The organism is Lederbergia graminis, assembly GCF_042655485.1.
GTDB classification, from domain to species: domain Bacteria; phylum Bacillota; class Bacilli; order Bacillales; family Bacillaceae_C; genus Lederbergia; species Lederbergia graminis.
Window position 1 is genome coordinate 1 of sequence record NZ_JBHSMC010000004.1, and the last position, 20710, is coordinate 20710.

The window sequence follows — 20710 nt, forward strand, 5'->3', positions numbered from 1 at the left end:
CTCAGGTCGGCTACGCATCGTCGCCTTGGTGAGCCGTTACCTCACCAACTAGCTAATGCGCCGCGGGCCCATCTGTAAGTGACAGCCGAAACCGTCTTTTAACCTCCCCTCATGCGAAGGAAGAAGTTATCCGGTATTAGCTCCGGTTTCCCGAAGTTATCCCAGTCTTACAGGCAGGTTGCCCACGTGTTACTCACCCGTCCGCCGCTAACTTTTCGGGAGCAAGCTCCCAAAAAGTCCGCTCGACTTGCATGTATTAGGCACGCCGCCAGCGTTCGTCCTGAGCCAGGATCAAACTCTCATTGAAGTTTGTAGCTCAAAATTGCTGGTCTTACTTAATTATTGTTAACGCTTCGTTTCGTTCAGTTTTCAAAGATCAAACTTCGTTGCTGTCTTGCAGCGACTTTTCTATAATAACATAAGTTATTTCAGTCAGTCAAGACATTTTTTTAATTTCTTTTTTTCATCATGTCCGTGTCTTTCGGACGAGTTATAATATATCACGTATTTTATTTGAAGGCAATAGATTTTTTAATATTTTTTTATTCTATCCATTCATTTTATAAAACTAACCATCATAAACTACATTAAAAAGGAGTATAAACATTGTGCTAACGAATATTGCTTTTATTATTACAATAATTATGACCTTATACTTGTTTAGTTATTCTTATATTGAAGCACTACGTATATCTGATGCAGAAGAAAAAGTATATGGAGGCACATTTATATTTTCTTCCATAATGGCTTTTGTATTTTCTTTTATGACATATTTGTTTGTGTAAATTAACTTTGCATAATATTTCTTTTAAAAACCATTACCATCATCGGGAATGGTTTTTCTCTTATAATTATCTCGCAGAAAAATTAACACACTTGCAATTATTGTACTCCCACCTAGCCATTGAGTCCAAATAAGATCTTCTTTTAAAATAAAATATGCTAGAAGTGCTGCCCCAACTGGTTCAAATAAGATGGCCATCGAAATAATAGAAGTAGATACCCACTTTACTGCCCAATTAAATAAACTATGTCCCAGCAATGTTGGGAAAATAGCAAGTAAAATAAAATATCCCCAATCTTCAACTGGATATGGGTAAAATGCTGATTTAGATATAAGAACGTATATAAATAAAACAATTGTGCTAATCAAATAAACAATAAATGTATAAGGTATAAGCGATATTTGATTTCTAACTACTTGTCCTAGCAATAAATATGCCGTTATGAGAGCACAAGCAATTAAAGCTAACATGTCACCAAACAGTGCTGTTCCACTTATTTGAAAGTCTCCCCAACTAATAACGAAGCTTCCCAAAATTGCAATGAGTCCACACAATATTGCCTTAAACGAGTACTTTTCTTTAAACCAAAAATATGTAGCAACAAACGCAAACAGTGGCTGAAGCGTTACTAGGACAGTAGAACTTGCTACAGAAGTGTAGTTTAACGATTCAAACCAAAGTATAAAATGAAATGCCAGAAAAACACCTGCTAAAATCGTGTATATCCATACTTTTAGGTTAAATTGTTTCAGCGTTTTCATATACTTTGGAAAAAATAATGGTATCATAATTAATACACTAAAAAATAGCCTATAAAACGCTATTACTTCTGCATTTGCGGATGACAGCTTCACAAAAATAGCAGAAGTTGATACTGTTATTACACCTAATATAACAGCAAAATAGGGGTTCACTTTGAATGAATTCATATGTTACTCCTTAAGGGGAAGTTGTATTATTTTTTTACCAATTCATATTGTAATCTATTATTAAATTGTAATCTATTATAAACAAGAATTGTGATAGGAGAGTGAATAAATAATGGACTTCATCGATATTGATTTAATTATTAAATTAGGTATTTCCGCTTTACTCGGTCTCATTATCGGAGTTGAACGAGAGTTAAAAAGAAAACCACTCGGCCTAAAGACAAGTCTTGTTATCTCAATAATTAGTTGTTTGCTTACAATAGTGTCAATTGAATCTGCATATATGTTTCCTGGGAATGATAATGTAAGAATTCAGATGGATCCACTTAGACTCGCTGCCCAGATAGTATCCGGGATTGGATTTCTCGGTGCAGGTGTAATTTTGCGAAGAGGGAATGATCACATATCAGGTTTAACTACAGCTGCAATGATTTGGGGAGCAGCCGGAATTGGAATAGCTGTTGGGGCAGGATTTTATTCTGAGGCAGTAGCAGGAGTCGTTCTTCTTATTATTAGCGTTGAGCTTATCCCCTTTACTATGGCGAAACTTGGACCAAAGAAAATGTTCAAAAAAGAGTTACTAATAAAAATCACGGTTGATCACCAAGAGAGTATTGAAAAAGTTCTCCATAAGTTACAGGAAGAAAAAATTAATGTTATTCAAACAAGAATTAAAGACTTGAAGGAACAACCATTACATTTATTAGAATTAAAAGCCCGAGTAAATTCAAAACAAACAGTCACAAGTATATATTACACAATTTCGTATATTGACCATGTAAAAGGAATTGAAATAATTAGTTAATAGCCCTTGCACTTTCACAGAAAGTTACTATAATAATTATATACGTGAATTGTTTTGGGGGATTAGCTCAGCTGGGAGAGCGCTTCGCTGGCAGCGAAGAGGTCAGCGGTTCGAACCCGCTATTCTCCATACGTGGAACCCTTGTATATCAAGGGTTCTTTCTTTTTGTCCAATTATATTTACTGTTGAAATACTTTTTGGGTACCATTTTCTACATAGAAGGTATTAAATTTTCCTGACAAAACAAACTGATTACATCAATATGCAAAAGTTCATCTAATAATTTTATAAGTTTTGTTCCTATATCTTCCTATGAATAAACTACATCTTCATTATAAGTTCCAAATTTCCCATCTGAAGCTGCCCTTGTGAAACCAAATAAAGTTTCGTCCTTCCAGGCTCCCACTGATTGTACTTTGTTTAACATATCTTCAATATCTTGTTCTTGTCTTTCTTTCCACCAATCTACATCATTATATAGCCTAATAACATAAGAAGCTTTGATTCTTCTTTCAGTAAAACTCAAATTTCAGTATTCAAGTTTTGGTCCTCCAAATGAGTTTTACTTAATTTAAAATCAATGTGACCGTGGTTTATTTCTTCAACTAACCTGTCCCTTTAATAAATTCAAGAAGAAAGGGTGCTTCTCCTTCTTCAAGTATTGCACCCGTTAATTTAAGTACATTACTTCACAAAATATATAGGATAAATGGCAAAGTTTTAATATACTTTTCTATTTTTTTTAATCCTGATTAAACCACAGTGGGTCTTTGTCATCAACATCGCCATTATAATTAATTAGAATCTCATCGCCTTTTTTTATATTTCTGTAAGCATAGAAATTAAATGTATGGTTTTTAAAATCAATCTCATAATTTGCATTAGGTTCATAAGAATGATTAAATAACATTCCATAACCAAGAAGTATAGCAGAATGGTTTTCCCCATACTCAAAAGCGTAATCAGCGAGTATGGTTTTTTCGATGTGTTGATGCTGGTCGTTGGGATAAGAAATTACAGGTGCTTCATGTAAAAGCTCTCCTTTATTAATATCACGTGTAGCAAATACCCCTCTATTGAATTCTCCATCACTAAGTGAAGATGTTTTTACCTCAATCATGTTGTTCACCTACTCACTTTTAAAAATTAATCTTTCTAACTGTATCATTAATTTTAACATCGAACTGTAAATTGATTCTTTTTAATTATCGCACCAATTAGTTTAATAATAAAATAATAAAAGCTATTATTGCCCATTATAATCTCCCGGTACAATTGTTATTAATTTATATTTCCCTGTTTTTTTCATCAAATTATATTATTAATCGTTCGTAAATAAAAAATATAATCAGTCGATGTCCCCTCGTGACCCAATTGCCTGATCATCGCTGCAATATTTCCTCTGTGATACGTTCCATGGTTTACGATATGTTGAACGATTTCAAAAACTTTGTTATTGAATTGATTACCTTTAGTATTTTTATAAACGACTGTATTTTCAACACTTTCTATATTTATAAAGAAATGGTTGATATCATCATACAAATCATCCAATTTATATTCAGTTTCTTCAATTGTATTTAATTTCTTTTGACCAATTTGTTGCAAATACACCCCTTTTAATCGCAAATACCACATTTCATCCACTGCAAGCATATGACCAAATGTTTCAGCAATCGTAGGAAACACGCTGTTCACTTGATTTACAAAGACTTCTTCGGGAAGAGACCTCAAATGTTTAATTAATTTTTTGTTTGCCCATACATGATATTCAAATAATTGTATTGTTAATTTTTTCAATACTACCACTCCAAAACTAAATTTGATAGTAAGAATTTCAACACATAAATATCATAATCCTGCCCTTTTGTTCACAATTAAAATACTGATATGGGATACTCGATTATTTTTCTTTCCTTTGTATAGTAGAGAAGGACACCTCAGAAAATGCCAGCAATCCCAAAAATGGAATAAAGGGTAATAGATGTGATAAGTCACAATCCATTACCCTGTTCCTTCCGTGATGATAAATTTCATTACTATTTCATGCCAGTTTGAGTAAAATCTTATTAAAATACTTTTAGAACATAAGATAGAGCATGATTAGTGTGAAGCTATTTACTAAAAGTCACTGACCATGGCTGAGTCCCAGTGATTTTGCTTTCACATCTTACCTTTAGCAAGTTCTTGTATACCTCTCCTGGTCTGACTGTTTCCCCATTAATTTCACATTGTGTTGCTGCATAACCATCTGGTACCCAAATTGTAAGTGTTGGACTCGTACCAGCAATACCGTTAAGCTCTCCAGAAAGGGTTAATGTTGAATTATCCCAGTTTAATTCATTCAACTCAACTGCACCTTGGAGGACATGACGATCTGTCCCAATCAACATAGGGTGCTCTTCTCTCGCGCGAATAGCAAAAATAGCGCATTCGCCAGGGTTCAAATCTACAGTAAAAATACCATCAGATGAAACTTTCACTAATTGTTGTGACCAGAACTCGTATACTAGCTGATTCGTCCCACTAGCATTAGACCATATATCTTTGATGTTGATTTCCCTTCTCGTCGAAGCTGATTCACTCCAATTAAACACGCCCAGAACTGTCCATGTTCCGAATGGCTGCTCGACATTTAATTGATACAGTGTAGGATAATCTGATTCAAAAAGATCGAGTGGACGCGCCGCTTCCCCGTATACAGGAAGAATTTTTTTAAGCAAATCCAACTTGGCATCTGGCAGTGCATATAATTGATCACCACTGATGACGGTACCGCCTGATAATGCCATCACAGAAGCCACAGAACGACCTTGATCCTCATCTAATAAACCAAAGCCGATAATGTCAGGGTCATTCGACCACAGACGGTTGTGCATATAATAACGCTTGGCGATTGCCGGAACATTACTTTCCAATTCCTTTGTATATTGTCGCCAGTTTAGACGATCGAAATCCCATTCAATCCGCCAACTGTCTGCTATGCCAACAGCATTCATCGGGCCACAGTCCAATAGATGACAATCATTACCGATAGCATCACGAATCGCTTGTAATCCTGCCCGGTAAGCACCTGCGCGACCTTGCGTATTATCATAGAACTCTTCAATTTCTAAAATACTGCTGTAAGAAAAATCAATCTTCACCATTTCATAGCCCCACTCATGGCGAATCTTCCTCAATTGGCTTTTCAACCACTCAAGGGCCTCTGGATGCGTTGGATCGAGTGCAAACCCACTTCCTACTTCTTTTCGCTCGCCACTCATTTTTTTCCCGCACCATTCTGGGTGTTTTTTGGCTACATCAGATTCCGGATCCAAGCTATAAGGCGCGACCCATAGTCCTGGCTTCAATCCCAATTTACGTATTTCGTCCGCAAGCGAGCCCATTCCATTCGGAAATCGCTCATTAGCTTCCCAGTCACCGTGTCTTTGCTGGTATCCGTCATCAATTTGAACGACATTTAAGCCATAGTCCTTAAGATGTTTCGCAATGAAACGAGCATTACGCAATATTTCTTCTTCAGACGTATTATGAAAAGTGTAGTACCAAGAACACCATCCCATTAAAGGGTCCTTCGGTTTTATCTGATAATGAGCCTGGATATAATCTGCATATTGAATTAACGCATTATGGACACTGTCTCCCCACGTTATCCCAAACCAATCGGTACTCAACTCACCACCAACCGGCAATGTAACCTTTGGAGCATAATTGGAACGCGATGTAAGTCCAAGCCCAAATGTGCCGGATAGCGGTTGAACTCTCCAATCACTTTCAACAATGACCTCTCCCTCGGACACATCAAAGGTAACGTATCCCGCTACGATAGCGTTCCCTGTTGCCTCGCTTACCGCCGCTATATTCCATCTACTTTGCACACTTCGTCCAATCATAATTGACTCTACGCGGCCTGGATCCATAAACATATACCCGTTCGTCAATAGCCCAATTCGCCAACTGTGCTCCTGAGGGATATAGACAGCCCCTTCGTCCATTGGGATTGCTACACATGGTTGAAGGTCGATAATCGAAAGTGGTTCTGACCCTTCATTTGATGCTACTGCCTCACTGAAAACCCCAGGCAAATCATCATAGACTTTCACTTTTACCGTTAACGTACATTTCCTAACTTCATCTATACATGTCATTATCACCTGACGACCTTGTCCATTTTGATCGGATATACTTTCTTCTCTGATCTTTCTCCTCACATCGTCTGCGGAAGAAAGCTCTCCTCCTTTCCACTTCACTTTACTTACTGCATTCAGTAAAAGTGGTGAACCATCTGTCAGCCATGCACTGTAAGTCCCTCTTTCAGAATCTACAACTAATTTCATCGTTTTTGTCAAAATGATACTTTTGCTCTCTTTGATCACTTAAATCCCCCTTATAAACTAGCGATAATATTCAACTCCAAGAAAACCTCTTGATATCGAATGATAAGCGCCATTTTAAATGATATCGTTTGATACATGACAAATAGTTCCGAGTAGTTTGCTAGCTTTTAAATCAACTCATAAATGTGCTCTGTATCACAGGAATGCGTCTTTCTAAATTATCAAACTATACATAATATATAATCGATTATATATTATGTATAGTTTATCAACTGGCATTTTTTTAAACAATTAATATATAAGACAGTGAATATAACTTCGGGGTTAACACAAAATCCTTCGAAATGGAAACGGGTTTTATTTACACTATAATTATTATCTGCACCATTTCGGTAATAATCACAAGGAAAGCGCTTATTTTGATAATTAACCTTCAAAATGAGCGCTTTTGGCTGTTTAATATATAGAAACGGATAGTAATTTAATGGAAACCTCTCTAGGTTTTTTAAAGGGTATTGTTAATTTTTGTTGAATATTAATATACAAAGAAATTAACAGGGGGAATAAGTATGAATTCAACTAAATCTCCAATTACATGTAAAGTAAATACTGTATTTATTCATGTTAGTGATCTAAAAAAATCTGCCAAATGGTATAGTGATTTACTTGGGTTAAGTATTAATATGGACGAAGTTAAATCACCTGTTTACAATATTCCCGTAACATCAGAAACTGGTCTTACTTTAGATGATCATAAGTTTGACCCGAGTTTTAAATTGAATCCTTCAGAACACGCATTATTTAACTTTTACGTCAGAGATATTGATGAAGCATATCACTACATTAAAAACAAAGGGATACAAATTGCTAAAGAAATAGAACGGATAGGTGATTTTGCCTATTTTAATTTTAAAGATATAGATGGTAATGTTTTAATGGCTTGTAATAGCTAAATTTCCGTTGGTGCTTGTACCGGTCTTTTTCAAAAACTACTATATTTGTACATCAACCTACTCCTGATTAGAATTTTCTTTCTTCCACGGTGGGTCTCCATTTTCATTTAATTTTTGATTAGTTTTATATATAGAGTATGGCACCAGAAAAGCTAGGATTGTGCAAATAAGTATTAATTTACTTGGTAGAAATCCAAGGAATGAATCTATCAAGAATATCACTTCACCTTCTTATCTTTTGATATATCGACAACACCGTCAGTGCGCACTTTCACGGTAACATTCACGTGTATGTTACTTTTAGAGAAATAATTCTCACCATGATCCCAATTGTTATGTAGCTCTTTCCAAGTATCATAATGAAATTTTTTCAACTTATTCTCCATTCCAAAAATATCTGTTTCTAAATCTTTTTGCGACTTATGAATCGTTTTTTTCGTAATTTCCTCTACTTTCTTCGTTATTGCCCGTTCTAAGCCTTTAATTACTCCTTTTTCTTTTAGTAAAACAGTGCCAAAGGTTTCTTGGATTTCACCTTCTAATTTTATCGTTATTGTGATATCTAAGTTTTGGGGATTTTGATCATTTATTTTTATTTTACTATTCGCTCCCCTGATGGAGTAGACCGTTAACTGATCATTAAAATCAAACACAATTGGTCCTCGTACATTTTCACCAATGATGAGATCAAAACCTAACATCTCATCCATATTTAAGCTTCCGGTAGTTTTTTTAGCATGTCCGTTATAAACAGACCCTCCCTCAAAATTTAACTTCTTGTCTCCAGATGATATTTTTGCTAATACAAAACTACTTCCAGTAAGCAAATATTCATGAATATCGCCTACCCTTACTGGCCTAATTTCTCCAGTTTTAGTTAGGCTATTATCTAGAATTTTGTTAATATAACGAGTAGGTAATTTTTCGTTTTCAGGTTCAATATTTAATATATCTTTTGCTTTTCCTTTTGCAATAAGGACTTTAATTCCTCTTCTCGTATCGCGATTTCGAATCAAAACATCCATTACATTAGCAAACAACTCAGGAATTGCTGCTACTTCCTCCGAAATCACTACTAGTTTTACATGCTCAAAAAATGGAATCTTATTTGTTTGATTTGCAATATCTTGGGCTATTGCATACATACTTTCTCCACTAGCTGATAAATTCATATAACCTTTACCACCTGCGCCACTGTTACTAGGCGTCCCTAAATTAGGTGGGACAGCAATTTGACTTGTTAATAGTAATCGATGATGACCTTTTGCACTCTCATTTTCTTCCGCCAAGTCTACCGCCATCGCTACTATAAAACCTCTTTCTTCAATATTTACCATATCCCAGCACCCTGAGAGAAGCAAAACAGAAATTAGCGTACAGAAGAGATGAGATATTCTTTTAACCATTTGACTTCACCCTTCTAATTTTAGCGATGATGCTTAACGAAATTGTAATTATGAAAACAAAGGAGATCATGTAAGTGCCAAGAATATTGCCAAATACATTTAACTGAATGGTGTTTTTTGGAATTAGCCCAATATAATAACAAAGCGGGCTTAATATGAAAATGAGTTGCATTTTTTTAATTCTTTTAAAAATTGAGTTCAATGCTAAAATAGCTATATCAAATGACATAACTGCTGTTGTAAAAACGCTCATTGTCCAAATGACGAAAAATACAGCTTCCACTCTTTCCAAGATTCCTCCTGGTAGCTCAATCCTCTTTGCCAAATCTAGAGTTGGATACAATAAATGTGATGTGGCAGTATGACCAAAGACTAGCAGACAAATGGAATACACCAAAATATACAATCCTACCGGAATAACCATACCTATCATAGCTAGCTTTGGCGCCTTTTTAGGCTTATCCACAAATGCAATATAAAAGAAAACAATACTCATTCCAATATAAGAAAGAGAGCTTGCATGGATCGCTTTCAAATGTCCTTTCAAATCTGTATTGAATGCTGGCATTAAATTGGAAAAATCAAGCCATTTGAAATTAGCCGTCAACACAAACAATGCGATAAAAAGGATAATTGGCAAAAAAAGCACATTCAACCTGAATATTGCTGCTCTGGATCCAGAAACAGCATATACAACTACGAATAAAAATATTAAGGTAATAATCTCAACTGGCGTTTCATCAAATAAATATTGCTGTGATGTATGTCCAAGTACACGGATATCATACGCTAAGACGAACAAATAAGAAATTCCAAATAAAAAACTGATGAACATAGCTATTGGTTTAGAAACAATGATGGATGCATAGGAAAAAAAGGATTGACGGGGAAATTTTGCTGCTAACTTTGCCATTAACCAGATCATAACTAAACTAATACCACCCGAAACTATTAAAGCAACCCAACCATCAGATCCAATTGTATTACTCGCAATATCTCTAGGTAAGGAAAGTACTCCTACACCAATTACCATCGAAGGTAATGCAATCATAAATTCCTTGCTACTAATTATCTCATCTCCGTATTCAAAAGATTTCATGACTCTTTTACTCCTTTATTTGCAGATTTCGCGTCCTCTGGGTCAAGAAGTATAGGTCGTCTCGTTAACATGGACATCGGGGCACGGAGAATTAAATCTTTCCAATCCCCGACCATACTTGGAGAAAATGGAGTTGAGTAAGGTATTCCAAAGCTTTTCAAATTTGTCACATGAATATTTATCATAATATATACAAGGATGATACCTAATAGTCCAAATGCAGACGCGGCTATCATAAAGCCAAAACGGATGATACGAAACGTAATACCAATACTGAATGTAGGGTTTGCAAAGGCTGCAATAGCCGTAAGACCAATGACGATTACCATAATTGGACTAACTATAGCTGCCGATACTGCAGCCTCCCCAATTACCAACCCACCTACAATTCCAATTGTTGGCCCTATAGGTGTTGGTAACCTTATACCTGCTTCTTGTAATAATTCCATTGTAATTACCATAAGAAACGCTTCCACAATCGGTGGGAATGGAACTCCCTCTCTTGAAGCAGCTATCGAAAGAACTAAATCAGTCGGCAATAAACCTGGGTGCATCGTCGTTAAAGCAATGTATAAAGCTGGTAAAAACAAAGCGATAAATGCTGCAAAATAACGTAAAGAACGTAGCAACGTCCCAATTAACCACCGTTCATAGTAATCTTCTGGCGATTTTAATATATCTCCTAATGTAACTGGCGCTATTAAGACAAATGGAGTCCCATCTAATAAAATTACTACTTTCCCCTGTAGCAATGCAGACACAGCACTATCGGACCTTTCTGTATTATCCATTTGCGGAAATGGCGATAGAAAACTATCTTCAATCCACTGTTCTATAAATCCTGACTCTGGTGCATCATCAATATCAATTGTTTCTATTCGTCTAATTACTTCTTTGTAAAGAGTTGGATTTACTACACCGTCTATATAGGCTACAACAAGACTGCGCTTTGTTCGCTTCCCTATTTGATATGTTTTTAAACGTAGTGAAGGGCTCTGTATGTGTCTCCGTAGTAGTGATAAATTCGTACCAAGACTTTCAACAAAAGCTGTTCGCGGTCCACGGACAGTGGTTTCGGCAACAGCTTTATCAATCGAGCGTTGTTCTCCACCTTTTGTTTCAAATAATAATACGGTTTCCTGCCCATCTAAAAAGAAAATGGTTTTTCCTGATAGTATCGCATTGATTAAGTCTTCAAAACCATTCGTTTTCTCTACTGAGCTCACTGAAATAAAGATTTGATATATCTCTTCAAATAGCTGATTCTTATCATCTGCTACTTGCTTTTTCACAGACATCGTAAGTAAATTATTAAGAATACTATCTTGAAAGAGCTGCCTATCAATTAATCCATCCATATAAGCAATTGCGATTGGTACATTCGCTTCGCCACCAATTGTAAATTCCCTAATTACTAAATCATTCGGATTATCCAGAAAACTCCGCAATTCTTGTAAATTATCTTTTAGGTTTTTTTTTAGCTTTTCAGATTGTTGCTCGGTACCGCTTTGTTTTGCATCAGACTGCCTCTTTCTAAACAAACCGCGTGCCATACAATCCCCTCATATCCCAAAAATGTAAGTTAGCTGTACATATTTGGTATTCCAATTACATCGTTTTTTATTCATATTGTGAACATAAAAAAGACTACCCGTTATACAAGGGTAGTCTCTCCGATTATTTTAATCTTTTTTCAAGCTCTGCTTTTTTATCTTCGAATCCTGGTTTTCCTAGAAGTGCGAACATATTAACTTTATATGCCTCAACTCCTGGTTGGTCGAATGGATTTACTCCTAATAAATAACCACTTAATGCACAAGCTTTTTCAAAGAAGTATACTAAATATCCAAATGTGTATGCATCCATTGCTGGAATTTCTACCACTAGGTTAGGTACTCCACCATCAGTATGTGCAAGTAATGTTCCTTCAAATGCTTTATCATTTACAAAGTCTACTGTTTTACCTTCTAAATAATTTAAGCCATCTAAATCAACTTCTTCTCCAGCAATGACTAATTCATGACGTGGATTTTGAACTTTTATGACAGTTTCAAATAGATCACGGCGTCCTTCTTGTACATATTGTCCAAGAGAGTGAAGATCTGTTGAGAAGTTTGCTGAAGCTGGGAAAATACCTTTCTGATCTTTTCCTTCACTTTCTCCAAAGAGTTGTTTCCACCACTCTGAGAAATATTGTAAACCTGGCTCATAATTAATTAGCATTTCAATTGTTTTACCTTTGTTATATAAAACATTACGGATTGCTGCATATTGATAAGCTGCATTTTCTTCTAATTCTGGGCTACTAAATGCTTCTCGAGCATCTGCAGCTCCTTTCATCATCGCTTCAATATCAACACCACTTACAGCAATTGGAAGTAATCCTACTGCAGTTAGAACAGAATAACGTCCACCAACATCATCAGGAATTACAAAAGTTTCATATCCTTCTTCGTCAGATAGTGTTTTTAAAGCACCTTTTGCACGATCTGTTGTAGCAAAGATACGAGCTTTTGCTTCTTCAGCACCATATTTTTCTTCTAGCAATTTACGGAAGATACGGAATGCTAATGCTGGTTCTGTTGTAGTACCAGATTTGGAAATAACATTGATAGAGAAGTCTTTCCCCTCAAGTAAATCCATTACATCTCTCATATATGTAGAACTAATATTGTTTCCAACAAAAATTACTTGTGGAGTTTTGCGCTGTTCTTTTGATAATGCATTATAGAAACTATGATTTAACATTTCAATAGCTGCGCGCGCTCCTAAATAGGAACCTCCGATACCAATAACTAACAAGACATCACTATTACTTTTTACTTTTTCAGCAGCTTTTTGAATACGCTCAAATTCATCACGGTCATAATTTACTGGCAGGTCTACCCATCCAAGAAAATCATTTCCTGCGCCCGTTTTTTCATGAATTTGTTGATGTGCAGCAGATACAGCAGATTGCATATATGTAACTTCGTGCTCACCGAAAAATGCTAAAGCTTTAGAGTAATCTAACTTGATATGTCCCATTTCCTAACCTCCAACAATATTTTCATAAAAACTATATGGTATAACTCTAGCCGAATGTTGTCATTTTTTCAAGAACTTATTCGATTTTTAGATAATAGTAATGCAAAAAGGCTACTACTTCCACTAATTTCGTGTGGAAGTAGTAGCCTATAATTAGTTAAAATTATACCCAGCCTCTAAATCTAGAAGCTTCCGCAACATTACGTAAACCTACCATATAGGCAGCTAGTCGCATATTCACTCGTCTACTTTCGGCAGTATTATAAACATTATCGAATGCTTCGACTAGTTTTTGACGTAATTTTTCATTTACCTCTTCTTCGCTCCAATAATAACCTTGGTTATTTTGCACCCATTCAAAATAGGAAACTGTTACACCACCAGCACTAGCTAACACGTCTGGCACAATCAAAACTCCACGATCTGTTAAAATTCTTGTTGCTTCTTCTGTAGTTGGTCCATTAGCCGCCTCTACTACAATCGATGCTTTAATATTTGGGGCATTTTCAGCTGTAATTTGGTTAGAAACTGCAGCAGGTACAATAATATCACAATCAAGTTCAAACAATTCTTTGTTCGAGATTGTATTCTCAAATAAAGTTGTTACAGTACCAAAGCTATCACGACGATCTAGTAAATAATCAATATCAAGGCCGTCTGGATCATGAAGTGCACCATATGCATCTGATATACCTACAATTTTGGCGCCAGCATCACTTAGAAATTTGGATAGAAAACTACCTGCATTTCCAAAACCTTGAATTACTATACGAGCATCCTTTAAGTCAATTCCACGTTTTTTTGCAGCTTCTTCAATACAAATAGTTACACCTTGTGCAGTTGCTTTTTCTCTACCTTGTGAACCACCAAGCACAATTGGTTTTCCAGTAATAAAACCAGGTGAATCGTTTTCACGAATTCGACTATACTCATCCATCATCCAAGCCATAATTTGTGAGTTTGTATACACATCAGGGGCAGGTATATCCTTTGTCGGGCCAACAACCTGACTAATGGCACGCACATAACCACGGCTTAAGCGTTCAATTTCTCCCATTGACATTGTTCGTGGATCACAGATAATTCCGCCTTTTCCACCACCATATGGAAGATTTACAATTCCGCACTTAATACTCATCCACATGGACATTGCTTTTACTTCTTCCTCATCTACATCGGGATGGAAGCGTACACCACCTTTTGTCGGGCCAACCGAGTCATTGTGTTGTGCACGAAAACCTGTGTACACATTAACAGATCCATCATCCATCCGCACTGGAATTCTCACTGTTAACATTCTCATTGGTTCTTTTAGTAATTCATACATTTCTTCACCAAAACCAAGCTTATAAAGGCCTTCCTTAATTACTTCTTGTGTTGATGTAAATAAGTTTAGATTTTCTGCCATCGTATTATTTCGCCTCTTTATTGTGTAATCAGATTCATTATAGCATTTTGCATGCACTTTTTTAATACATATACCTGCGCAAATCTAATTATTCTAATTAAGATACATTTGGTGGTCCTTAACCTTATAATAACAAAAAAGGATGCCTCCGTAATAGAGATATCCTCTTTTATTTTTTATTTATTTATTTTTTATTAATTCACTGCTCTCGGATTGATTAATCCATTCTTGTAACTTGTCTTTTAACGTGTTAAATCCTTCATTATTTACTTCTTCTAATTTAACAGCAGTTTGACGACGTGGTTTTTTCGCTGCTTCCTGTTGCTTAGGTGCTTCTTCCGTTGCACGAATAGAAAGGCTTATTTTACCATTTTCTTCATCTACAGTTAAAACTTTCACTTTTACTTCATCACCGACAGAAAGTACTTCATTTATATCTTTGACAAAACCATGTTTAATCTCTGAAATATGAACTAATCCTTGAGTTTGTTCGTCTAATGCAACAAATGCACCGTATGGCTGTATTCCTGTAACTTTTCCTTCTAACACAGCGCCTGCTTCATAATTTGTAGTCATGGTAACACTCCTAATTTAAATTGAATTTACTCCTAAATATACGCAATTATAAATTTTAACATAGAGAAATGATTGATTCCACCTATTTCTACTATCTAATTTTCCCTTATAAATAATTATCAAACCATTTATGTAGTTTCTTTGTAATTAGGGTAAGATATCTATAGGAGGTGAAGGTATGCCAGTAACCGTTTCTTCACAATATTTACGAGTAAATAACATCGATATTTATTACGAAGAATATGCAAGTGCTAATTCAAAGGAAACGATTGTATTATTACATGGATTTTTATCTTCATCGTTCAGCTTTCGCAAACTCGGGCAATTATTATCAAATCATTTCCACGTGATTTCTGTAGACCTTCCACCTTTTGGTAAAAGTGGTAAGAGCACAAAATTTCATTACTCATATAAAAATATAGCGACAACCGTTCTACAGTTACTACAACAATTAAAAATTTATGAGTACTATTTGGTTGGTCATTCCATGGGCGGGCAAATTGTATTGAACATGATATTACAGAGACCAAACCAAATAAAGAAAGCCGTGTTATTAAGTAGCTCAGGTTATATGAAAAGACTTAAAACCTCTTATATTCTTTTATCGTATATTCCGCTATTCGATAAATATATTAAACATCATTTAAATAAAACAGGTGTACTCGGTAACCTACATCAGGTTGTTTATGATAAAAAAATGATTGATGATGTTATGATTAATGGGTATGCTGAACCTTTTTTGGATAATCGCATTTTCAAATCACTTTGTAAAATGATTCGCAATCGTGAAGGTGATTTATCTAGTGAACAACTACAGACAATATCAACTCCATGTTTACTAATATGGGGAGAATTCGATAAAATTGTTCCTATAAAAGTTGGAAAACGACTTGTGAATGACTTGCAAAATGCCCAACTAGTAATATTCAAAAATATTGGCCATTTAGTTCCAGAAGAAACGCCTATGCGTACATATGATGAAATTAAAAAGTTCATACTACCAATATGATGCTTTTCACTGTAAATATAGCTAAAATGAACATATTATTAAAATAAAGATTTTTCACAACATAGGGGGAAGAACGGCATGAGACATTTAGAAACATTTATTGACCGCAAAAATACAGCTTCATTAAAATGGGATGCTTTGGAAAAATATTATGGTGATAGTGATTTATTACCTATGTGGGTGGCTGATATGGATTTTCAACCTCCCGAAGAAGTTATTAATATATTGAGGAAGCAAGTTGAGCACGGTATTTTTGGATATACCATTTCTAGTGAACAAACAAACAATGCGATTATTAATTGGACAAGTAAACGTCATAATTGGAAAATTAACTCCGAATGGATTTTATTTTCACAAGGTGTAGTTCCTGCTATCGGTTTAGCTATTGAAGCATTTACAGAAATAGGAGATAAAGTTATGCTTCAATCCCCTGTTTATACTCCTTTCTTTCAGATGATAAATAACAATAACCGTGAAGTTGTAAACTCACCATTAGTATTGAAGAATGGACATTATGAAATCGACTTTGTGGACTTTGAAGAGAAGTTAAAATCTGGGGTTAAATTATTTTTATTATGTAGTCCTCATAATCCTGGTGGGCGTGTTTGGACATTAGAAGAACTTACTCAAATTGCTGAGCTATGTAAGAAATATAATGTACTAATTGCAGCTGATGAGATTCATGCAGATCTTGCTTTACCACCACACAACCATATACCAATTGCGTCTTTAGATAATTCTTATACTGATTTTATCGTAACATTTATGGCTCCTAGTAAAACATTCAATTTAGCAGGGTTACAGGCCGCTTTTATTGTTGCTCCAAATAAATCTTTACGTAATAAGATTGTAGCTGTGCAACAAAAACAAGGGTTAACTTCCTTAAACACATTTGGAATACTAGGAATGCAAGCAGCTTATGAACACGGTGAAGAATGGTTAGATAATACCCTTGCATACATACAAGCAAATATTGAGTTAATAAAAAAAGAAATTAAAAATAGTTTACCTACTCTTGAAGTAATTGATCCTGAAGGAACATACCTTGTATGGATTGATTGTCGTAAAACTGGATTAACCGATCAAGAAATCCGGAAACGATTATTAGAAAAAGGTAAATTAGCTGTCAACTTTGGTAATGCTTATGGTCCAGGCGGAGAAGGCTTTTTTCGCATCAACACCGCATGTCACCGCTCCATCATAGAAGAAGGTCTACAACGACTAAAAATAGCTTTTACTGAATAAGCTCTGTTAAACTCTGTTGTTGATTTTCGCTTCTGTACACTCGCTTTCCGCGGGCACGGCCTCAGCTAACTTGGCAAAGAAAACCGCTTTGCCAAGTGGATCTTCGGCTCGTGCTGTTCCCGCAGGAGTCTCGTGTACATCCGCTACAATCAACTAAGTTGTTAACAACAATGAACTTTAACAGAGCCACTGAATAAAAAGAAATCCATTTGTGTAGCTTCATTAAAGAAGTAATGAATAAAGTAAGTAGTTGCTACACCAAATACAAAGACGACTTAAAAATTACATTTGTAAATTTTCAAGTCGTCTTTCTATTTATAGTTTAATTCCAGTTTTGTTTATTTATTTTTCTGCATCTGCTGGTTGGCGGTCTTTTGTAATTTCACCACATGCTATTCTATCACCAGCATCTCCAGCTGGTTGTGACATACCATCATCTGCTCCAGAATGGATGACAATGGATGTTCCTTCCTTTGTATAAAGAGAGTCCTTCCCTTCTTCAAATGAAACGCTAGGAGCAATTAAATCAAGTTTTACACTACCGTCGTCCTCTACGATTATATTAGGAAGATCGCCAGCATGTGCACCTTTTGGATTAAGTAGACCATGTTCTTTGTCCTTCTCCGGGTTAAAATGTTCTCCAGCTGATAGAAAATCCGGAGGCGTACAAGAACCTACTTCATGAATATGGATAGCATGTACTCCGGGTGGTAAACCTTTTAATTCTCCAGAGATTTTTACCCCTTCTGTTTGTTCCTCCATTGTAATTTTTCCTAATGAATCACCATCACTATTTTTTACATCAACTTCAATTTTTTTCGGAAGCTGAGTAGAACAAGCAGTTAAGAAAAGACAAAATATAACTAATATATATTTCCGCACATTGAAACCCCCAATTAATAAGCTATATTTTGTCATTATAACCATCCAAAAAATAATTTATCCTAATAAAAAGAGAATAAAAAAAAGCATCTTATTGATGCTCTTTTTGACGTTCACGGTTTATCCGCTCTTCTAATTCTTTCGTTTTTAACTCTTGTTTTTTCGAAATTCTTTTGAATAATATAAGTGTGACTATAGCTCCAATAACAAAAAATGCCATTGTAATAAATGCGGGAATATATTCAGATTTATCTTCCGGAAAATATAGAAAAGGCATATTGATTAAAAATGCATCCATAATTGATAACAAGGATTTCATCCCTTCCGTCTACATGTATAACATAATTATAACAAACGTTATGGATAAAATCCAAGCTGTCAAAAATATGAAACTCGACAATTATGTGAAAACAAATATTGCTACACTCATATTATTTTAGATAACAAATTCCAAATAACTCTTGCTTCTTCTGGACTATCGGGTGTAATAACTTTATATCCCGGAAATGGCAGTGCTTCAGATTTATCACGGATAAACTTGGAAACATATCCATTATCCATCATTGCCAGTTCATAAAGTTCCTGAGTCTCACCACTAAAAAAGTTTTGTTTACGACTAATGGCCCAGCGGAACCAACTAAAGAAAGCATTATCTGATTCTTGATAGTGTTCCATTAACTTATTGGCCTCATCATATCGCTTTAATCCTATTAGACAAGCAACTGTTGGATAACGAACCCCTTGATGATCACCAGGATTCAATAGTAAAATTTGATTTAAATAGGTAAAAGCTTCATCAAACCTATCTTCATCAAATAGCCACATCCCATATTTAAACAACGCTCGTAAGTATGGACGGTTTGTAACGACTTGCCAAGGGACATCGGAGGATGTATCAAATAAAGCTTGTCCTTTGTTAATTGCTTTTTTAAACAAACTTCTGTCGTCCCGTTTCTCAGCATTCCATAACAGTACATCCACATTCTCTGAATCAAGTAAATGGGCAATTTCAATACAATTATCTTTTAATCGTTGATCATCAGCAAAATATGCATCATACACATAAAATTGTGCTTTTTCTTCCTCATTTTTTGGTTCATATGGAACATTTATATATGCTTCTATATATCGTTTCATTTCATTCTCAGATGTAATCTCATGTTCTTTTAAATGCATATAAAGTTGCCAATTCGTAAATTCAGAGGGACGAGCATCTGTACCTACTTCAAATGCCATACCTTTAAACTGGGAGTCATCTACATCCTCCCATTCTTCCTCAATGAATTGGGCAAAGTTTTTTTCATGTGCCGATGCATTCGTGGCTGATACTTGATAGTACTCACATATTCTTTTCTTCGTCCATTCTAAATCAAAGTACCCTTCTGTTAATCCATATTGTATGACTCCAGCAGCAAGCGATTCTGGCTTTTTTATATTATTTACAACATTATGTTTATGCATATATGCAATTAACATCGCCATTAATTCATCACTTTTAACTTCCATCTCAATCATGCCATTGTAAACAGCAAATAACACTTGCTGTTCTTTATCAGATATCTCTCTGTCTTCCAGTTTCTGCTTCACCCCGAAAATATAGTAAGCTTCCACTATCGAATTCAACCAAAAGTCTTCTATATCATGATAAGAATTTGCCAATTGTTTTATTTCACGCTCTACATGTGTAAAAGTATGATTCAAAGTTAGCACACCATTTAGTGGCATCCACTTCGTATCAGTAGGATCAACAGGTACAAAATGACTTAATACATAATCATTCTGATTAGCAGAAAAGCTTTCATTAATCGGTACAGTAAAGTTTCCTTCCATTAACAAATCCTTAATGATCGCTTCTTCATTCTCAATTTTAATTACTTGACCAAATATACGAAGTGGCTTTTTCCATATTTTTAATGTTTCTTTTATTTCTGCTGATAAAGTACCAGATTGGATTTGCTTTACGAGAAATTCAATCCAAATATCCACTTTATATGTAAAGAAATAGGCGTCCCCTAGAATCGTACTTAATCGTTCATTATCATAACGTTCAGCTAAAGCTTCTTCCTTACCATCCAGCCATCGATATAGATCAACCATTTCCTTTTGTGTAGGATGTGCATGAAAAAACTGTTGTAAAACTCCATGCAACACTTCTACTGTTTCTATTGCTTTTTGTTTCGTAATACAACATTTTTTATACTTTTTACCACTGCCACAAGGACAAAGATCATTACGACTTACCATAT

The 20710-nt window shown here is 35.2% G+C and carries 19 protein-coding genes, 1 tRNA gene and 1 rRNA gene; 6 read left to right on the forward strand and 15 right to left on the reverse strand.

The features are described 5' to 3' along the window. Positions 1 to 307, reverse strand: a 16S ribosomal RNA gene (locus ACFPM4_RS05850); the annotation flags it as partial. Positions 308 to 608: 301 nt separating this feature from the next. On the opposite strand from ACFPM4_RS05850, the gene ACFPM4_RS05855 reads away from it, so the two are divergent. Continuing rightward, positions 609 to 785, forward strand: coding sequence for a hypothetical protein (locus tag ACFPM4_RS05855; RefSeq protein ID WP_186324895.1), 177 nt, complete (start codon positions 609 to 611; stop codon positions 783 to 785). A 23-nt stretch (positions 786 to 808) separates the two neighbouring features. Here the strand turns inward: ACFPM4_RS05855 and ACFPM4_RS05860 are convergent, their stop codons facing one another. Further along, on the reverse strand, positions 809 to 1714 hold the full coding sequence (locus ACFPM4_RS05860) for a DMT family transporter (RefSeq protein ID WP_144928727.1): 906 nt from the start codon (positions 1712 to 1714) through the stop codon (positions 809 to 811). 112 nt (positions 1715 to 1826) lie between these two features. Between ACFPM4_RS05860 and ACFPM4_RS05865 the strand changes: the two genes are divergently transcribed. Further along, entirely contained in the window at positions 1827 to 2519 is a 693-nt protein-coding gene (locus tag ACFPM4_RS05865) for an MgtC/SapB family protein (protein WP_382348953.1), read from the forward strand. Positions 2520 to 2575: 56 nt separating this feature from the next. Next, positions 2576 to 2648 (forward strand) — tRNA-Ala (locus tag ACFPM4_RS05870). A 181-nt stretch (positions 2649 to 2829) separates the two neighbouring features. On the opposite strand, the gene ACFPM4_RS05875 is transcribed toward ACFPM4_RS05870, so the two are convergent. From ACFPM4_RS05875 to ACFPM4_RS05890, 4 genes are all read right to left on the reverse strand, one after another. Next, positions 2830 to 3045: a hypothetical protein gene (locus ACFPM4_RS05875; protein WP_382348956.1), complete on the reverse strand. Its 216-nt coding sequence runs from the start codon at positions 3043 to 3045 to the stop codon at positions 2830 to 2832. A gap of 216 nt (positions 3046 to 3261) precedes the next feature. After that, positions 3262 to 3639, reverse strand: a complete 378-nt coding sequence (locus ACFPM4_RS05880; RefSeq protein ID WP_382348959.1) for an SET domain-containing protein — start codon at positions 3637 to 3639, stop codon at positions 3262 to 3264. Positions 3640 to 3827: 188 nt separating this feature from the next. Beyond that, positions 3828 to 4319, reverse strand: coding sequence for a DinB family protein (locus tag ACFPM4_RS05885; protein ID WP_382348962.1), 492 nt, complete (start codon positions 4317 to 4319; stop codon positions 3828 to 3830). Positions 4320 to 4633: 314 nt separating this feature from the next. Further along, positions 4634 to 6898 carry a glycoside hydrolase family 36 protein gene (locus ACFPM4_RS05890; RefSeq protein ID WP_382348965.1) on the reverse strand — a complete coding sequence of 755 codons (2265 nt, stop codon included), beginning with the start codon at positions 6896 to 6898 and terminating at the stop codon, positions 4634 to 4636. Between the two features lie 530 nt (positions 6899 to 7428). Between ACFPM4_RS05890 and ACFPM4_RS05895 the strand changes: the two genes are divergently transcribed. After that, complete coding sequence (locus ACFPM4_RS05895) at positions 7429 to 7812, forward strand: VOC family protein (RefSeq protein WP_382348968.1); 384 nt, start codon at positions 7429 to 7431, stop codon at positions 7810 to 7812. Positions 7813 to 8030: 218 nt separating this feature from the next. Here ACFPM4_RS05895 and ACFPM4_RS05900 read toward each other — a convergent pair whose 3' ends face one another. From ACFPM4_RS05900 to yugI, 6 genes are all read right to left on the reverse strand, one after another. Continuing rightward, positions 8031 to 9218 carry a Ger(x)C family spore germination protein gene (locus ACFPM4_RS05900; protein ID WP_382348971.1) on the reverse strand — a complete coding sequence of 396 codons (1188 nt, stop codon included), beginning with the start codon at positions 9216 to 9218 and terminating at the stop codon, positions 8031 to 8033. Then, positions 9211 to 10317: a GerAB/ArcD/ProY family transporter gene (locus ACFPM4_RS05905; RefSeq protein ID WP_382348974.1), complete on the reverse strand. Its 1107-nt coding sequence runs from the start codon at positions 10315 to 10317 to the stop codon at positions 9211 to 9213. Before ACFPM4_RS05905 ends, ACFPM4_RS05900 begins: the two co-directional genes overlap by 8 nt. Next, complete coding sequence (locus tag ACFPM4_RS05910; RefSeq protein WP_382348977.1) at positions 10314 to 11870, reverse strand: spore germination protein; 1557 nt, start codon at positions 11868 to 11870, stop codon at positions 10314 to 10316. The genes ACFPM4_RS05905 and ACFPM4_RS05910 overlap by 4 nt, the downstream gene beginning before the upstream one ends. Positions 11871 to 11994: 124 nt before the next feature. Beyond that, positions 11995 to 13344 carry a glucose-6-phosphate isomerase gene (locus ACFPM4_RS05915; RefSeq protein WP_382348980.1) on the reverse strand — a complete coding sequence of 450 codons (1350 nt, stop codon included), beginning with the start codon at positions 13342 to 13344 and terminating at the stop codon, positions 11995 to 11997. Positions 13345 to 13507: 163 nt separating this feature from the next. Next, positions 13508 to 14752 carry a Glu/Leu/Phe/Val family dehydrogenase gene (locus ACFPM4_RS05920; protein ID WP_144928709.1) on the reverse strand — a complete coding sequence of 415 codons (1245 nt, stop codon included), beginning with the start codon at positions 14750 to 14752 and terminating at the stop codon, positions 13508 to 13510. Positions 14753 to 14932: 180 nt separating this feature from the next. Continuing rightward, on the reverse strand, positions 14933 to 15328 hold the full coding sequence (gene yugI, locus ACFPM4_RS05925) for a S1 domain-containing post-transcriptional regulator GSP13 (protein ID WP_144928707.1): 396 nt from the start codon (positions 15326 to 15328) through the stop codon (positions 14933 to 14935). A 178-nt stretch (positions 15329 to 15506) separates the two neighbouring features. Between yugI and ACFPM4_RS05930 the strand changes: the two genes are divergently transcribed. Beyond that, entirely contained in the window at positions 15507 to 16337 is an 831-nt protein-coding gene (locus ACFPM4_RS05930; protein ID WP_382348984.1) for an alpha/beta fold hydrolase, read from the forward strand. A 78-nt stretch (positions 16338 to 16415) separates the two neighbouring features. Next, positions 16416 to 17582 carry a MalY/PatB family protein gene (locus ACFPM4_RS05935; protein ID WP_382348987.1) on the forward strand — a complete coding sequence of 389 codons (1167 nt, stop codon included), beginning with the start codon at positions 16416 to 16418 and terminating at the stop codon, positions 17580 to 17582. Between the two features lie 342 nt (positions 17583 to 17924). Here the strand turns inward: ACFPM4_RS05935 and ACFPM4_RS05940 are convergent, their stop codons facing one another. The 3 genes from ACFPM4_RS05940 to ACFPM4_RS05950 all read right to left on the reverse strand — a co-directional run bounded on the left by ACFPM4_RS05940 (position 17925) and on the right by ACFPM4_RS05950 (position 20708). Further along, entirely contained in the window at positions 17925 to 18464 is a 540-nt protein-coding gene (locus tag ACFPM4_RS05940; RefSeq protein WP_144927206.1) for a superoxide dismutase family protein, read from the reverse strand. A 91-nt stretch (positions 18465 to 18555) separates the two neighbouring features. Then, on the reverse strand, positions 18556 to 18762 hold the full coding sequence (locus ACFPM4_RS05945; RefSeq protein ID WP_186324841.1) for a hypothetical protein: 207 nt from the start codon (positions 18760 to 18762) through the stop codon (positions 18556 to 18558). Between the two features lie 128 nt (positions 18763 to 18890). Beyond that, on the reverse strand, positions 18891 to 20708 hold the full coding sequence (locus ACFPM4_RS05950) for an SEC-C domain-containing protein (RefSeq protein ID WP_382348992.1): 1818 nt from the start codon (positions 20706 to 20708) through the stop codon (positions 18891 to 18893). Between the last annotated feature and the right edge of the window lie 2 nt (positions 20709 to 20710).

What these genes read in the sequence shown, in the direction of transcription:
- ACFPM4_RS05860 (WP_144928727.1), bottom strand. Translation starts at nt 1,714, where the DNA reads ATGAATTCATTCAAAGTGAACCCCTATTTTGCTGTTATATTAGGTGTA.
- ACFPM4_RS05865 (WP_382348953.1), top strand. Translation starts at nt 1,827, where the DNA reads ATGGACTTCATCGATATTGATTTAATTATTAAATTAGGTATTTCCGCT.
- ACFPM4_RS05880 (WP_382348959.1), bottom strand. Translation starts at nt 3,639, where the DNA reads ATGATTGAGGTAAAAACATCTTCACTTAGTGATGGAGAATTCAATAGA.
- ACFPM4_RS05895 (WP_382348968.1), top strand. Translation starts at nt 7,429, where the DNA reads ATGAATTCAACTAAATCTCCAATTACATGTAAAGTAAATACTGTATTT.
- ACFPM4_RS05900 (WP_382348971.1), bottom strand. Translation starts at nt 9,218, where the DNA reads ATGGTTAAAAGAATATCTCATCTCTTCTGTACGCTAATTTCTGTTTTG.
- ACFPM4_RS05905 (WP_382348974.1), bottom strand. Translation starts at nt 10,317, where the DNA reads ATGAAATCTTTTGAATACGGAGATGAGATAATTAGTAGCAAGGAATTT.
- ACFPM4_RS05910 (WP_382348977.1), bottom strand. Translation starts at nt 11,870, where the DNA reads ATGGCACGCGGTTTGTTTAGAAAGAGGCAGTCTGATGCAAAACAAAGC.
- ACFPM4_RS05915 (WP_382348980.1), bottom strand. Translation starts at nt 13,344, where the DNA reads ATGGGACATATCAAGTTAGATTACTCTAAAGCTTTAGCATTTTTCGGT.
- ACFPM4_RS05920 (WP_144928709.1), bottom strand. Translation starts at nt 14,752, where the DNA reads ATGGCAGAAAATCTAAACTTATTTACATCAACACAAGAAGTAATTAAG.
- yugI (WP_144928707.1), bottom strand. Translation starts at nt 15,328, where the DNA reads ATGACTACAAATTATGAAGCAGGCGCTGTGTTAGAAGGAAAAGTTACA.
- ACFPM4_RS05930 (WP_382348984.1), top strand. Translation starts at nt 15,507, where the DNA reads ATGCCAGTAACCGTTTCTTCACAATATTTACGAGTAAATAACATCGAT.
- ACFPM4_RS05935 (WP_382348987.1), top strand. Translation starts at nt 16,416, where the DNA reads ATGAGACATTTAGAAACATTTATTGACCGCAAAAATACAGCTTCATTA.
- ACFPM4_RS05945 (WP_186324841.1), bottom strand. Translation starts at nt 18,762, where the DNA reads ATGGATGCATTTTTAATCAATATGCCTTTTCTATATTTTCCGGAAGAT.
- ACFPM4_RS05950 (WP_382348992.1), bottom strand. Translation starts at nt 20,708, where the DNA reads ATGGTAAGTCGTAATGATCTTTGTCCTTGTGGCAGTGGTAAAAAGTAT.